The 14,994-nt window shown below is 66.5% G+C and carries 10 protein-coding genes and 1 tRNA gene; 2 read left to right on the plus strand and 9 right to left on the minus strand.

Features of this window, described 5'->3' with window-relative positions:
- Positions 1–10: 10 nt before the first annotated feature.
- The 7 genes from B4I46_RS02590 to fdnG all read right to left on the minus strand — a co-directional run bounded on the left by B4I46_RS02590 (position 11) and on the right by fdnG (position 9,130).
- Positions 11–106 (minus strand) — tRNA-Sec (locus B4I46_RS02590).
- 6 nt (positions 107–112) lie between these two features.
- Positions 113–2,026, minus strand: coding sequence for a selenocysteine-specific translation elongation factor (selB, locus tag B4I46_RS02595; protein WP_286898565.1), 1,914 nt, complete (start codon positions 2,024–2,026; stop codon positions 113–115).
- Positions 2,023–3,447 carry an L-seryl-tRNA(Sec) selenium transferase gene (gene selA / locus B4I46_RS02600; protein WP_286898513.1) on the minus strand — a complete coding sequence of 475 codons (1,425 nt, stop codon included), beginning with the start codon at positions 3,445–3,447 and terminating at the stop codon, positions 2,023–2,025. The genes selB and selA overlap by 4 nt, the downstream gene beginning before the upstream one ends.
- Before the next feature lie 103 nt (positions 3,448–3,550).
- Entirely contained in the window at positions 3,551–4,471 is a 921-nt protein-coding gene (gene fdhE, locus B4I46_RS02605) for a formate dehydrogenase accessory protein FdhE (RefSeq protein ID WP_286898515.1), read from the minus strand.
- Positions 4,468–5,121: a formate dehydrogenase subunit gamma gene (locus B4I46_RS02610; protein WP_286898517.1), complete on the minus strand. Its 654-nt coding sequence runs from the start codon at positions 5,119–5,121 to the stop codon at positions 4,468–4,470. The genes fdhE and B4I46_RS02610 overlap by 4 nt, the downstream gene beginning before the upstream one ends.
- Positions 5,118–6,065 carry a formate dehydrogenase subunit beta gene (gene fdxH / locus B4I46_RS02615; RefSeq protein ID WP_043861915.1) on the minus strand — a complete coding sequence of 316 codons (948 nt, stop codon included), beginning with the start codon at positions 6,063–6,065 and terminating at the stop codon, positions 5,118–5,120. Before fdxH ends, B4I46_RS02610 begins: the two co-directional genes overlap by 4 nt.
- Positions 6,065–9,130 carry a formate dehydrogenase-N subunit alpha gene (gene fdnG / locus B4I46_RS02620; protein ID WP_286898520.1) on the minus strand — a complete coding sequence of 1,022 codons (3,066 nt, stop codon included), beginning with the start codon at positions 9,128–9,130 and terminating at the stop codon, positions 6,065–6,067. The genes fdxH and fdnG overlap by 1 nt, the downstream gene beginning before the upstream one ends.
- A gap of 193 nt (positions 9,131–9,323) precedes the next feature.
- Here fdnG and B4I46_RS02625 point away from each other — a divergent pair, with 193 nt between their 5' ends.
- Entirely contained in the window at positions 9,324–9,896 is a 573-nt protein-coding gene (locus B4I46_RS02625) for a hypothetical protein (RefSeq protein WP_286898521.1), read from the plus strand.
- Between the two features lie 174 nt (positions 9,897–10,070).
- On the opposite strand, the gene B4I46_RS02630 is transcribed toward B4I46_RS02625, so the two are convergent.
- Positions 10,071–10,586 (minus strand): single-stranded DNA-binding protein, encoded by a 516-nt coding sequence (locus tag B4I46_RS02630; protein WP_043861918.1) that lies wholly within the window; start codon positions 10,584–10,586, stop codon positions 10,071–10,073.
- 9 nt (positions 10,587–10,595) lie between these two features.
- Positions 10,596–11,990, minus strand: a complete 1,395-nt coding sequence (locus tag B4I46_RS02635; RefSeq protein WP_286898523.1) for an MFS transporter — start codon at positions 11,988–11,990, stop codon at positions 10,596–10,598.
- 129 nt (positions 11,991–12,119) lie between these two features.
- Between B4I46_RS02635 and uvrA the strand changes: the two genes are divergently transcribed.
- Positions 12,120–14,954: an excinuclease ABC subunit UvrA gene (gene uvrA / locus B4I46_RS02640; protein ID WP_043861920.1), complete on the plus strand. Its 2,835-nt coding sequence runs from the start codon at positions 12,120–12,122 to the stop codon at positions 14,952–14,954.
- Positions 14,955–14,994 lie beyond the last annotated feature (40 nt).

Below are 14,994 nucleotides of genomic sequence, written 5' to 3' on the forward strand. Positions count from 1 at the left end.
CCGCGAAAAATGGCGGAAGGCAGCCGGAGTCGAACCTGCCCGGGAACGGCTGCCGTCCCCAACCGGGTTTGAAGCCCGGCCGCGCCACCGGGCGCGATTGCCTTCCTTGAATTCAGTTGTCGCCCGGTTGAGCCAGGGCATTGTCGCGGCGAATGCGGCGCTGGTCGCCCAGGCGCCGGGTCAGGCCGATGCGATCGAAGTATTCCAGCACCTGGATGCTGCGCTTGCGCCCGATACCCAGCGCATCACGAAAAACCGTCACCTGCACCTCATCACCCGCCATGCGCAACAGCATAGCCGCCATTTGCCGCACTGTGGCCTCGGGATAGAACAGATCGCGCACCACCTGGTGCACCTGGCCCAGACGCGCCATCTTGCGCAGCAGCAGCCGTACCTCGGCTTCTTCGCTGCCGGTGGCGCGGGCCAGGTCGCGCACCCAGGGCGGATCGAAACGCGCCGCCAGCAGCAACGGTTGCACCTGTTGCCAGAGCGCCGTGTCGGCCTCGTTCAGGCGCGCCTGGTGCGTGGGCAGGTGCAGCCACGGGCCGCTGCTGGCAATCGCCTGCTCGCCCAGCAACTCGTCCACCAGGCTGATGAACGCCGGCCGCTCCAGTGCCAGGCTGGCGAAACGGCGCAGGCGGTCGCGGTCAGGGCCGAGCTGGTCGGGTTCGAGCTCGTGAAAACGCGCCAGTTGCGCCAGCACCCGGGCCTTGAGCGCCTGCCATTGCGTCGTGTCGAACAGCAGCGGCCCCTGCCGCGTGGCCACCACCTGCACCTGCGCATCCAGCCGCCAGTGGCTGCGCAAGCGATTGAACTGGCGCTCCAGGCGCTGCGGGTCGAGCCCGCCCGTGCCTTGCGCAAGCAGCGCCGGCAAGGCCTGTTCCAGGCTGTCGGCCGCCGCCAGTGCCTGCAGCTGCGCCAGCCGCTGCGGGCTGCGGCGCTGGCGGGCCGGGGCGAATGGATCGAGTACGCGCCCGCCGCCAAGGGTGCGCTGGGCACTCTGGTCGCGCAGCACCACGGGGTCGCCATGCACCGCCTGCACCGGCGCGTTGACCAGCAACTGCGCGAACATGCGCGCCCCGGGCGCCAGCCGCTCGCCTTCCAGCAATGCGACGCGGGCGGTGACGTCCTGGGTGCCCAGGTGCAGGTGCACCGGGCTGAAATGCTCGAGTGCACGGGCTTCCCCGGCCAGCAGGTGCAGTTCGATATCCAGCCGCTGAGTAGGCGCATGCAGCCACTCGGCCAGCAGCCAGTCGCCGCGGTGGATTTGCTCCAGCGCCAGCCGCTCGGCGCTGATGTTCAGGGCCACGCGCTGCCCGGCGAAGGCCTGGGTCGCGACCTGGTTCTGCGCGTGCAAGCCGCGCACCCGCACCGGTTTGCCCGCCTTGCCCAGCAGCAGGCTGTCGCCCACCTGAACCTGCCCGGACAACGCGGTGCCCGTGACCACGATACCGGCCCCGGCCACACTGAAGGCCCGGTCGATGGCCAGGCGAAAAGCGCCACCCTGGCTACGCGGCTGCAGGGCGTGCTGCGCGGCGAGCAATGCCTGACGCAGTGCCTCGATACCCTGGCCGCTGACACTCGACACCGCGAACTGCGCCGCCCCGGCATACGGTCCCGGCGCAAGCAGCCCGCGCACCTGGGCCTGCACCGCCTGCACCCGCGCCGGCTCGACCCGGTCGCATTTGGTGATGGCCACCAGCGCCTGCGCGATGCCCAGCAGTTCGACGATGGCCAGGTGCTCGCGGGTCTGGGGCATCACCCCGTCGTCGGCCGCCACCACCAGCAGCACCAGGTCGATACCCTGGGCGCCGGCCAGCATGTTGTGGATAAACCGCTCGTGGCCCGGCACGTCGACAAAGCCGGTCAACGGCGCATCCGCCGCCAGCGCTGCATAACGGTAGCCAAGGTCGATGGTGATGCCGCGTTCGCGCTCTTCGCGCCGATGATCCCCGGCCTGGCCGGTGAGGGCTTCGAGCAGCGCGGTCTTGCCATGGTCGATGTGCCCCGCGGTGCCGACGATCACGTGGGCAGTACCGCCAGTTGCGCCAGTTGCGCCAGCCACGCGGGTTCGTCATCCAGCTGGCGCAGGTCGAGCCACAGCGCGTCGTCGTCCAGGCGCCCGAGCACCGGGATGGGCAACGCGCGCAAGGCCGCTTCCAGCGCCAGCAGGCTGCGCCCGCGCAGGCGCTTGGACACCTGTGGGCGCATGCACAGCGCAGCACTGGGCAGGCGTGCCACCGGCTGGCTGCCGCTGCCGATCATGCCCAGTGCAGGCAGCGCGGCAACGCTCCACGACGCGCCCAACGCCTGTGCCATGCGCGGCTCCAGGCGTTCGGCCTGGGCCAGGATCTCGGCTTGCGGCCGGGTCAGCAGGCGCAGGCTGGGCAGGCGCTCGGCCAGGCGGTCGGGGTCGCGGTACAGGCCCAGCACCGCTTCCAGCGCGGCGAGGGTCAACTTGTCGACCCGCAGGGCACGCTTGAGCGGATTCTTCTTGATGCGCGCGATCAGCGCCTTGCTGCCCACGATGATCCCGGCCTGCGGACCGCCGAGCAGCTTGTCGCCGCTGAAGGTGACGATATCGGCGCCATCGGCCAGGGCCTGGCGCACCGTGGGTTCGGCGGGCAGGCCCCAGCGGGTCAGGTCGATCAGGCTGCCGCTGCCCAGGTCTTCGAGCAGCGGCAGGCCGTGCTGGTGGGCCAGTTGCGCCAGCTCGGCGGTGGGCACATGGCTGGTGAAGCCTTCAATGCTGTAATTGCTGCAATGCACGCGCATCAGCAGGCCGCTGCGCGGGTTGATTGCCGCTTCGTAGTCGCGGGCGTGGGTGCGATTGGTGGTGCCCACCTCGTGCAGCCTGACCCCGGCGCGGGCCATGATGTCGGGGATGCGGAATGCACCGCCGATCTCGATCAGTTCGCCGCGCGAAATGATGCCCTCCTTGCGCGCGCCCAGGCTGTTGAGCGCCAGCAGCACGGCGGCGGCATTGTTGTTGACCACGGTCACGGCCTCGGCGCCGGTGAGCTCGCGGATCAGGCCTTCGATCAGGTCGTCACGGTCGCCGCGCTTGCCGCTGTCCAGGTCGAACTCGAGGTTGAGGGGGTGGCGCGCGGCAAGCTGGACGGCCTCGATGGCGGCTTCGGGCAGCAGCGCGCGGCCCAGGTTGGTGTGCAGCACGGTGCCGGTGAGGTTGAACACCCGGCGGATGTGGCTGCGGTGCCGGGCGGCGAGGCGTTCGTTGGTGCGGCCGGCGAGCACCTCGGGGGCCAGTTCGGCAGCGCCGAGCTGGCCGTGGCGGGCGGGCTCGCGCAGGTCATCGAGCAGTTGGCGCAAGGTGGCGAGCACGGCGTCGCGGCCGTAGCGGTCCACCAGGGGAACGCAGGCAGGGCTGCGCAGGAGGGTGTCGATGGAGGGTAGACGGTGGGTGCACTGAGTGACGTTGGAGGACATGCAAAAACGCTCCGGCCTATGTAGGAGCCGGCCTTGCCGGCGAATGGAACACCGCGCAGGGTCGGATCCCACAGTGTAGTGCGCCCTTCGCGCAAGGCCGGCCCTACAGGCCTGGGGCCAGCAACAGGTTCGGCGCCAGGCGCTGGTAGCCCTCCTGATCCAGGCGCATGTCCAGTGCCAGGCTGGCCAGGTCTGCCGACAGGGCCTCCGATTGCGCATCGCTTTCAAGGTAGACCAGCTTCAGGTAACTGTGGCATTCGGGGCAGTATTCGGCCCGCAACGGCGCCTGCCCGGCGACATGGCGGTCATCCTCCAGGCTGAAGTACTGCAAGCCCTTGCTTTGCTCGCAATACACGCACTTGACCCGCACCGCATGCCATTCACAGGCACACAACGCACACACCAGGTAGCGCAGGCCGTTGTACTTGCCGCGGTGGCGGATTACCCCCGCCATCGCCGGCGAACCACATGCCGGGCACTGCCCCAGGCTGTCGCCGGGCTTGAGTTCGACGCCGGGCATGGCCAGCAGCCAATGGCTCCACGCCGCCTGCAGCGCGGCCCCCAGGAACGGCACCAGCGCCGCCGGCACCGCGCTGTACTGCCCGCCCAGCAGTGCCAGCGCCCACACCATGCGCTGCCCTGCCCCGGCCTCGCGCAATTGCGTCTGGGCCTGATGCGCCAGCGGCGAAGACGCCTCGTAGCGTTGCAACAGGGCATCCAGCCAGCCCTGCCAGGCGTCCTCGCGCACCAGGCTGTCGGCGGCCAGGGGCGCCAGGCCGTGGGTCACGCACAGCTGCAGGCGCTGCGGGTCGGGCATGGCCGCTGCCGGCGGGTTGTCCAGCAACCCCTGCTGCACGCGGCACAACCCGGCCACGAAGCGCAGGTAGTCGCCCAGCGCATGCCCCTCGGCCAGCAGGTCGAGGCGTTCGGCACGCAGCGCAAACAGCTGTGGCGGTGGCGGGTGCAGAAACGGCGGCGAACTGGCCGACGCCTGGATCTGATCGGGTTCCATCACGGTACTCAAGGCTTGGCTCCTTTGTGCGTGTCGGGCCGCTCGTCCCGAGTGACCTCCCGGTACCATAGCGCATGGTGCTTGCGCGCCCACGCACGGCTGACCCAGCCATGCAGCATGGCGCTGACCGAGCCCTTGATCCAGATACCGGCATAGATGTGCACGATGATGCTCAGCACCAGCACGAAGCCGGCCAGGGCATGCAGCAGGGTGGCCAGGCGAATGGTGTCGATACCGAAGTACGCGCTGAAGTAGGCACGCCAGATCACCACGCCACTCACCAGCAGCACCAGCATGCACGCCAGCAGGGTCCAGAACAGCAGCTTCTGCCCGGCGTTGTACTTGCCCACCAGTGGTACGCCCTCCTCCTCGTTGCGGATCACCCGGTCGACCCGGCGCAGCCACTGCCGGTCGGTGGCGGTGATGAAGTTGGCCCGCCAGAAGCGCAGCACCAGCCCCAGGAACAGCACGAACATCAGCACGCCCATGAACGGGTGCAGGATGCGTGTCCACGGCCCGCCGCCGAACAGGTGGCTGAGCCAGAACAGCGCCGGGTGAAACAGCGCCAGCCCCGACAGTGCCGCCATGAAGAACAGGATCGCCACCAGCCAGTGGTTGGTGCGCTCGTTGGCGGTGTAACGCAGTATCGGCTTGTGCTTCATGGCCGTTGCTCCCCTGGTGCGGTGGGCTTGCCCGGGTCATACACATGCACCGACGGGTCGACCTGATGCACGCTGGTGTCAGGATGCTCGTCATCCTCTTCCTCGACCCGCTGCGGGCCGATGCGTACGTAGTGGAAGAACCCGGCCAGCACCGCCGCACCCATGGCCAGCAGCGCCAGCGGTTTGCTCACGCCCTTCCACAGCCCGACCAGCGGGCTGATCACCGGGTTGTCGGGCAGCCCCGCGTACACGCGCGGCGTGTCGGCGTGGTGCAGCACGTACATCACATGGGTGCCACCCACGCCGTCCGGGTCGTACAGGCCGGCGTGCTCGAAGCCCCGCGACTTGAGGTCGACGATGCGTTCGGCGGCGTGCTCCTGCATGTCGGTCTTGCTGCCGAACACGATGGCGCCGGTGGGACAGGTCTTCACGCAGGCCGGCTCCAGCCCCACGGCCACGCGGTCGGAACACAGGGTGCACTTGTAGGCCTTGTGGTCCTTCTGCGAGATGCGCGGGATGTTGAACGGGCAGCCGGTGATGCAGTAGCCGCAGCCGATGCAGTGGTCCTGGTTGAAGTCGACGATGCCGTTGGCGTGCTTGATGATCGCCCCCGGGCTGGGACAGGCCTTGAGGCAGCCGGGGTCGGCGCAGTGCATGCAGCCGTCCTTGCGGATCAGCCACTCCAGGTTGCCGTCGGCGGTCTCGTGCTCGGTGAAGCGCATCAGCGTCCAGCTTTCAGCACTGAGGTCCTGCGGGTTGTCATAGGTGCCGTGGTTGTGACCCACCTCGTCGCGCAGCTCGTTCCATTCCGAACACGCCACCTGGCAGGCCTTGCAGCCGATGCACTTGGTGGTGTCGATCAGCTTGGCGACCTGCTCCTGCTGGCGCACCGAGGGGGGCAGCGTGGTGGTGGCCGAACGGGCAATGATGTCTTGGCTGGCCATCAGATTTTCTCCACGTTGACCAGGAACGACTTCGATTCCGGGGTCTGTGTATTGCCATCGCCGAGGAACGGCACCAGGGTGTTGGTCAGGTAGCCATGCCGCGTCAGCCCGGTGAAGCCCCAGTGCAGCGGGATACCAACCTGGTGCACGGTCTGGTTGTTGACCTGCAGCGGACGAATCCGCTTGGTGACGACCGCCACCGCCTCGATATGCCCACGCTTGCAACTCACCCGCACCCGGTCGCCGGCCTGGATACCCTTCTGCTGCGCCAGCACTTCACCGATCTCGACGAACTGCTCGGGCTGGGCGATGGCGTTCAGGCGCGCATGCTTGCTCCAGAAGTGAAAGTGCTCGGTCAGCCGGTAGGTGGTGGCCGCGTAGGGGTAGTCCTTGGCCTGGCCGAGGGTGTCCCACACCGAGTCGAAGATGCGTCCGGCCGGGTTGCTGGTGGCCTTCTTGTTGGTGGGGTGCAGCGGGTTGATCCCGATCGGCGTCTCGAAGGGTTCGTAGTGCTCGGGGAACGGGCCTTCGGCCATCTTGTCGACGGCGAAGAACCGGGCCACCCCTTCGGGGTTCATGATGAACGGGTTCATGCCCGCCTCGGGGGGCACGTCGGCCTTGTAGTCCGGGGTGTCGGTGCCGGTCCAGGCCTTGCCGTTCCACCATACCAGGCGTTTTTTCGGGTCCCAGGGCTGGCCTTGCGGGGTGGCCGAGGCACGGTTGTAGAGGATTCGCCGGTTCATCGGCCAGGCCCAGGCCCAGCCCAGGTTCTGCTTCATGCCATACGGGTCGCTGTTGTCGCGCCGAGCCATCTGGTTGCCCTGCTCGGTCCAGCTGCCGCAGAAGATCCAGCAGCCGGACGCGGTACTGCCATCGTCCTTGAGCTGGGCGAACCCCGACAGTTGCTGGCCGCCCTTGAGCGCGGCGCCGGTGGCATCGACCTGATCGGTCACGGCCACGCCGTTGAGCTCCCTGGCCAGCTCTTCGGGGGAGGGTTCATCGGCGACCTTGTACGGCCAGCTGAGGTTGAGCAGCGGTTCGGCAAACGCGCCACCCTCGGCGCGGTAGCGTTCACGCAGGCGCAGGAACAGGTCGCTCATGATACGCACGTCGGTACGGGTTTCGCCCGGGCCGTCGGCGCCCTTCCAGTGCCACTGCAGCCAGCGGCTGCTGTTGACCAGCGAACCGTCCTCCTCGGCGAAGCAGGTGGTGGGCAGGCGGATGACCTCGGTGGCGATGTCGGCCGTGCTGACGTCGTTGTACGGCCCTGCGTTGCGCCAGAACTCCGAGGTTTCGGTGGCCAGCGGGTCCATCACCACCAGCCATTTGAGCTTGCTGAGCGCGGCAGTGACGCGGTTCTTGTCGGGCAGCGCGGCAATCGGGTTGAAGCCCTGGCACATGTAGCCGTGCACCTCGCCCCTGCCCATCATGTCGAACATCTTGAGCACGTCGTAGCCTGGGATGTCGAGCTTGGGCAGCCAGTCGTAGCCCCAGTGGTTCTCGGCAGTGGCGTTGACGCCATACCAGGCCTTCATCAGGCTGACGTGGAACTTGCCGTAGTTCTGCCAGTACGACAGCTGCCCTGGTCGCAGCGGCTTGAGGGCGCGTTTGGCGATGTAGCCGTCGTAGTCCTGCTCGGCATCACCGGGCAGGGTCAGGTAGCCCGGCAAGGAGTTGGACAGCAGGCCCAGGTCGGTCAGGCCCTGGATGTTGGAGTGCCCGCGCAGGGCGTTGACCCCGCCACCCGGCATGCCGACGTTGCCCAGCAGCAGTTGCACCATCGCCGCGCTGCGGATGATCTGCGCACCGATCGAATGCTGGGTCCAGCCCAGGGCATAGAGGATGGTCATGGTCTTGCCGGGTGTGGAGCAGGTGGCGATCTCTTCCCAGATCTTCTGCATGCTGGCCTGGGGCATGCCGCAGGTCATGCTGGCGAGCTCCGGGGTGTAGCGGCTGTAGTGCTGCTTCATCAGCTGGTAGACGCAGCGCGGGTCCTGCAGGGTCGGGTCGACCTTGGCGAAACCGTCTTCACCCAGTTCGTAGCCCCAACCGGACTTGTCGGCATAGGTACGCTTGGCCGCATCGTAGCCACTGAACAGCCCGTCCTCGAAGCCGAAGCCGGCTTTGACGATGAACGACACGTCGGTGTAGTTGCGCACGTACTCGTGCTGGATCTGGTCAGTGCTGAGCAGATAGTTGATCAGGCCGCCCATGAAGGCGATGTCGCTGCCGGTGCGAATCGGCGCGTAGTAATCGGCCACCGAGGCGGTACGGGTAAACCGTGGGTCGACCACGATCAGCCGCGCCTGGTTGTGCGCCTTGGCTTCGGTCACCCATTTGAAACCGCACGGGTGCGCTTCTGCTGCGTTGCCGCCCATCACCAGGATCAGGTTCGCGTTGGCGATATCGGTCCAGTGATTGGTCATGGCACCACGGCCGTACGTCGGGGCAAGACTTGCCACCGTCGGGCCGTGTCAGACACGCGCCTGGTTGTCGAACCCCAGCATGCCCAAACTGCGAATGACCTTGTGGGTCAGGTAGCCGGCTTCGCTGGAAGCCGCCGAGGCCGCGAGGAACCCGGTGCTGAGCCAGCGGTTGACGGTCTGGCCCTGGGCGTTTTTCTCGATGAAGTTGGCGTCGCGGTCGGCCTTGACCAGCTCGGCCACGCGGTCCATGGCCTCATCCCAGCTGACGCGCGTCCACTCGTTGCTGCCCGGCTTGCGCACCTGCGGGTACTGCAGGCGACTGGGGCTGTGGATAAAGTCCAGCAGGCCTGCACCTTTGGGGCACAGGGTGCCGCGGTTGACCGGGTGATCGGCGTCGCCTTCGATGTGGATGATGCTCTGCGCCACGTTCTTGCCCGCATCGCCCTGGCTGTACAGGATCAGGCCGCAGCCGACCGAGCAGTAGGGGCAGGTGTTGCGGGTTTCCTTGGTGCGGGCCAGCTTGAAGTGGCGTATCTGTTCGGCGAAGGCCGGCGTGGGGGCCATGCCCAGCGCCGCCAGGCTCGAACCTCCAAGGCCGATGGCGGCGACCTTGAAAAATTGCCGACGGTTGAGATCCATCGTGCACTCCTGATCAGGTGGTGGACGCGCGGAGCATTGCCGGCGTCTCGTGAACAGTCACGGTGGCGGCCACTGGGTGGTCGTCAATATTCACTCTAGCCAAGATCGGGCCAAGCACCATTAAAACGGATTATCGATGAGCGCAACGGGTGCATAATCGCCAGCCTGACCACCATCGCCAAGGGACTGCATGATGCAATTGGACAAGAACGGGTTGCCGCTGCTGGAGCAGTTTGGCGAAGAAGGTTTTGTGGACTGCGTGTTTCAGGTGCAGCACCTGATGCAGGATGACGTGCACTACCACTTTGACCTGCGTGCCGCGTTCGCCGGGCACTCGGTGGGTGTGCGGGCGCGGCTGCGGCGCGACGTGCAGCCGGGATTCGATGGCGAGATGAACGTGATACAGGCGCACTTCTACAGCGACGGGCTCGAGATCTCGTCGCTGGGCCTGGAGACCGAGCGGTTCATCGAGGCGCTGGCACAGCTGTATGAAATCGAGCTGGTCGATGGCCCCGGGGCGGTCGGCGAGCGCTTCAGCGTGATTGCGCTGCACCAGGCGGACACCGGGCTTGAAGCGGGTGCGGTGCGCCTGAAGGTGTTCGGCAACGACCGTTCGGATTCGGCGCCAGGCAGCTACTACGAAAGCTTCTTCAATGTCGACCTGCCGGCCGGTCATGTGTACTGGAACGAGAAGGACGTGGAGTATCGCGTACCGATGCTCAATGCACTGGCGGGGCTGGTGGGCCAAGGCGTGGCTGCGGCGTGAGTACTCACGGGCCGCTTCACCTCCTGGCGGCCCGCTAGAGGTACCGCGAGGCCCGCACGTGCGCTGAACATCGCAAGCGTGTCAGGGCCACCGCCCAGCGAGGTTTCCCCAGAACGCAAAACGCCCGATGCAGCGCATCGGGCGTTTGTCTTGAAGCGCGGCGTTGGCCAGGGCTCAGAACGGGATGTCGTCATCGAAGCTGTCGAAGTCGGCAGCCGGCTGCGGCGCAGGCTGTTGCGGCGCAGGGCGCTGCTGAGGGGCCTGCTGCGGACGCTGCTGAGGCGCCTGCTGACGCGGGGCCTGGTTGTAGTTGTTGCCACCCTGCTGCGAACCGTCCTGGTTCTGCGGACGACCACCCAGCAGCTGCATGGTGCCCTGCATGTCGACGATGATCTCAGTGGTGTAACGCTTGATGCCGTCCTTTTCCCACTCGCGGGTCTGCAGCTTGCCCTCGATGTACACCTGCGAACCCTTGCGCAGGTACTCGCCGGCAATCTCGGCAACCTTGCCGAACATCGACACACGGTGCCACTCGGTACGCTCGACCTTCTGGCCGGTCTGCTTGTCGGTCCACTGCTCGCTGGTGGCCAGGCTGAGGTTGGTCACCGCGTTGCCGTTGGGCAGGTGGCGAACTTCAGGGTCCTGGCCGCAAGTGCCGACCAAAATGACTTTGTTAACCCCACGGGCCATAACGTTCTCCTAGGCTTGGCACGCCGCGGGCGCCGGGTTTACCAGCAGCTCCAGGGCCGTACGATCCAAAATTTGTGTATCCAGTTTGATATAGATGGCGGCTTCCTCTGCCACCACCACTGCGTCGGTCACACCCGGCACGGCCTTGAGGCGCTCGGTCAAGCCCGCTTCGCGCATCGCTTCTGGCGACAACGGCAAGCGCAGGCTCGTCACGTAAGGTGGTTCGCGCATAGTAACAGCTATGGCCAACCAAAGGGCACAGAGGCCTGCGCCCCCCAGGAAAACCACGCTCAAGCCGCCATGCTGGAACAACCAGCCACCCATGATCCCGCCCAGCGCCGCCCCCAGGAACTGGCTGGTGGAGTACACCCCCATCGCCGTGCCCTTGCCACCGGCCGGCGACACCTTGCTGATCAGCGAAGGCAACGAGGCTTCGAGCAGGTTGAAGGCGGTGAAGAAGATCACCGTGCCGATCACCAGTGACTGCAGGCTGTTGCCCAGCTCCCAGAAAAACAGCTCTGTGAGCATGAGCACACTGACCGCGCCCAGCAGGACACGTTTCATCTTGCGCTTTTTTTCACCGTAGATGATGAACGGAATCATTGCGAAGAATGAAACCAGCAAGGCGGTGAGGTAGACCCACCAGTGCTCCTCTTTCGGCAACCCGCCACGCTCCACGAACGCCAGCGGCAAGGCGACGAAGCTGGCCATGAGGATGGCGTGCAGCACGAAGATGCCGACGTCCAGGCGCAGCAGGTCGGGGTGACGCAGGGTCGGCCCCAGGGCCTGCTTGGCCACGCCCGACTCGCGGTGCGCCAGCGGGCCGTTGGAGGCCGGCACCACGAAGGCGATCAGGCCGATGCCCACCACCGCCATCGCCGCGGTGGCCAGGAACAACCCCGACAGGCCGAAGGCCCGCGTTACCAGTGGCCCCACGACCATCGCCACGGCGAACGACAGGCCGATGCTCATGCCGATCATGGCCATGGCCTTGGTGCGGTGCTGTTCGCGGGTGAGGTCCGAGAGCAACGCCATGACTGCCGCGGAGATGGCGCCCGCACCCTGCAGGATGCGCCCGGCGATCACGCCCCAGATCGAGTCGGCCTGCGCTGCCAGCACACTGCCCAGGGCAAAGATCACCAGCCCCAGGTAGATCACCGGCCGACGGCCGATGCGGTCGGAAATGACCCCGAACGGAATCTGCAACACGGCCTGGGTCAGGCCATAGGCACCGATGGCCAGGCCGATAAGCGCCGGCGTGGCGCCCGCCAGGTCCATGCCATAGGTGGCCAGTACCGGCAGCACCATGAACATGCCCAGCATACGGAAGGCGAACACCAGGGCCAGGCCGCCTGCGGCGCGGGTCTCGCTGCCGCTCATGCGTTCGCTGTGGGGATCGTGCATGGATAAACCTCGTGTGAACCGGCGGCGATTCTACCAGTCGGATCGGTTAACGGCATATACGCGACGCTTTGCCGCGTGGTGGCAGCGCGCCGTATACTCCTCCGTTTATGCCCGCCAAGCGAGGCCGCAGTGGACAAGATCCTGATACGTGGGGCACGTACCCACAACCTTAAGAACATCGACCTGACCCTGCCCCGGGACAAACTGATCGTCATCACCGGTCTGTCCGGGTCCGGCAAGTCATCGCTGGCGTTCGACACCCTGTACGCCGAAGGCCAGCGCCGCTACGTGGAATCGCTGTCGGCGTATGCCCGCCAGTTCCTGTCGATGATGGAAAAGCCAGACGTCGACACCATCGAGGGGCTGTCGCCGGCCATCTCGATCGAGCAGAAGTCGACCTCGCACAACCCGCGCTCGACCGTGGGCACCATCACCGAGATCTACGATTACCTGCGCCTGCTGTATGCCCGTGTGGGCACCCCACGCTGCCCCGACCACGACATCCCGCTCGAAGCCCAGACTGTCAGCCAGATGGTCGACCTGGTGCTGGCCCAGCCCGAGGGCAGCAAGCTGATGCTGCTGGCTCCGGTGATTCGCGAGCGCAAGGGCGAGCACCTGGCGGTGTTCGAAGAGCTGCGTGCCCAGGGCTTCGTGCGCGCCCGGGTCAACGGCAAGCTGTACGAGCTGGACGAGTTGCCCAAGCTCGACAAGCAGAAGAAGCACAGCATCGATGTGGTGGTCGACCGCTTCAAGGTGCGCGACGACCTGCAGCAGCGCCTGGCCGAATCGTTCGAGACGGCCCTTAAGCTGGCCGATGGCATCGCCCTGGTGGCGCCGATGGACGACGAGCCGGGTGAAGAGATGATCTTCTCGGCGCGCTTCGCCTGCCCGATCTGCGGCCACGCGATCAGCGAGCTGGAGCCCAAGCTGTTCTCCTTCAACAACCCGGCCGGCGCCTGCCCGACCTGCGACGGCCTGGGCGTGAAGCAGTTCTTCGACATCAAGCGCCTGGTCAACGGCGAGCTGACCCTGGCCGAGGGCGCGATTCGCGGCTGGGACCGGCGCAATGTGTATTACTTCCAGATGCTCGGCTCGCTGGCCGCGCATTACGGGTTCAGCCTGGAGGTGCCGTTCAACGAGCTGCCGGCCGACCAGCAGAAGGTGATCCTGAACGGCAGTGGCAAGCACAACGTCGACTTCAAGTACCTCAACGACCGGGGCGATATCGTCAAGCGTTCGCACCCCTTCGAGGGCATCGTGCCGAACCTGGAGCGGCGCTACCGCGAGACCGAATCGGCCACCGTGCGTGAAGAGCTGGCCAAGTTCCTCAGCACCCAGCCCTGCCCCGACTGCCGCGGCACCCGCCTGCGCCGCGAGGCGCGCCATGTGTGGGTTGGCGAGAAGACCCTGCCAGCGGTTACCAACCTGCCGATCGGCGATGCCAGCGACTACTTCGGCGGCCTCAAGCTGACCGGGCGCCGTGGCGAGATCGCCGACAAGATCCTCAAGGAAATCTGCGAACGCCTGCAGTTTCTGGTGAACGTGGGCCTGGACTACCTGACGCTGGATCGCAGCGCCGATACCCTGTCGGGCGGCGAGGCCCAGCGTATCCGCCTGGCCAGCCAGATCGGCGCCGGCCTGGTGGGGGTGATGTACATTCTCGACGAGCCATCCATCGGCCTGCACCAGCGCGACAACGATCGCCTGCTGGGCACCCTCAACCACCTGCGCGACATCGGCAACACGGTGATCGTGGTGGAGCACGACGAGGACGCCATCCGCATGGCCGACTACGTGGTGGATATCGGCCCGGGCGCGGGCGTGCATGGCGGCCAGATCGTGGCCGAGGGCACCCCGGCCGAGGTGATGGCGCACCCGGACTCGCTGACCGGCAAGTACCTGTCGGGCCGCGTGAAGATCGCCGTGCCGGCCAAGCGCACCCCGCGCAACAAGAAGCTGTCGCTCAAACTCAAGGGCGCACGCGGCAACAACCTGCAGAACGTCGACCTGGAGATCCCGATCGGCCTGCTGACCTGCGTGACCGGCGTGTCCGGTTCGGGCAAGTCGACGCTGATCAACAACACCCTGTTCCCGCTGGCGGCAACCGCGCTCAACGGTGCCAGCACGCTGGAAGCTGCGGCCCACGACAGCTGCGATGGCCTGCAGCACCTGGACAAGGTGGTGGACATCGACCAGAGCCCGATCGGGCGTACACCGCGCTCCAACCCGGCGACCTACACCGGGCTGTTCACGCCGATCCGCGAGCTGTTCAGCGGCGTGCCGGAGTCGCGCTCGCGCGGCTACGGGCCGGGGCGTTTCTCGTTCAACGTCAAGGGCGGGCGCTGCGAGGCGTGCCAGGGCGATGGCCTGATCAAGGTCGAGATGCACTTCCTGCCCGACATCTACGTGCCGTGCGACGTGTGCAAGAGCAAGCGCTACAACCGCGAAACGCTGGAGATCAAGTACAAGGGCAAGAACATCCACGAGGTGCTGGAAATGACCATCGAGGAAGCCCGCGAGTTCTTCGATGCGGTGCCGGCACTGGCGCGCAAACTGCAGACGCTGATGGACGTGGGCCTGTCGTACATCAAGCTGGGCCAGTCGGCGACCACGCTGTCCGGTGGTGAGGCGCAGCGGGTCAAGCTGTCACGCGAGCTGTCCAAGCGCGATACCGGCAAGACGCTGTACATCCTCGATGAGCCGACCACTGGCCTGCACTTTGCCGATATCCAGCAACTGCTGGACGTGCTGCATCGCCTGCGTGACCACGGCAACACCGTGGTGGTGATCGAGCACAACCTGGACGTGATCAAGACCGCCGACTGGCTGGTGGACCTTGGGCCGGAAGGCGGCTCCAAGGGCGGACAGATCATCGCCTGCGGCACGCCGGAGGAGTTGGCCGAGATGAAGCAGTCGCACACGGGGTATTACCTCAAGCCGCTGCTGGCGCGCGACCGGGCCTGAACTGCAGGAGCCGGCCAGGCCGGCTCCTGCACAGCGGCAT

Origin of the sequence: Pseudomonas sp. UBA7500 (genome assembly GCF_002478435.1) — a bacterium.
GTDB classification, from domain to species: domain Bacteria; phylum Pseudomonadota; class Gammaproteobacteria; order Pseudomonadales; family Pseudomonadaceae; genus Aquipseudomonas; species Aquipseudomonas palmensis.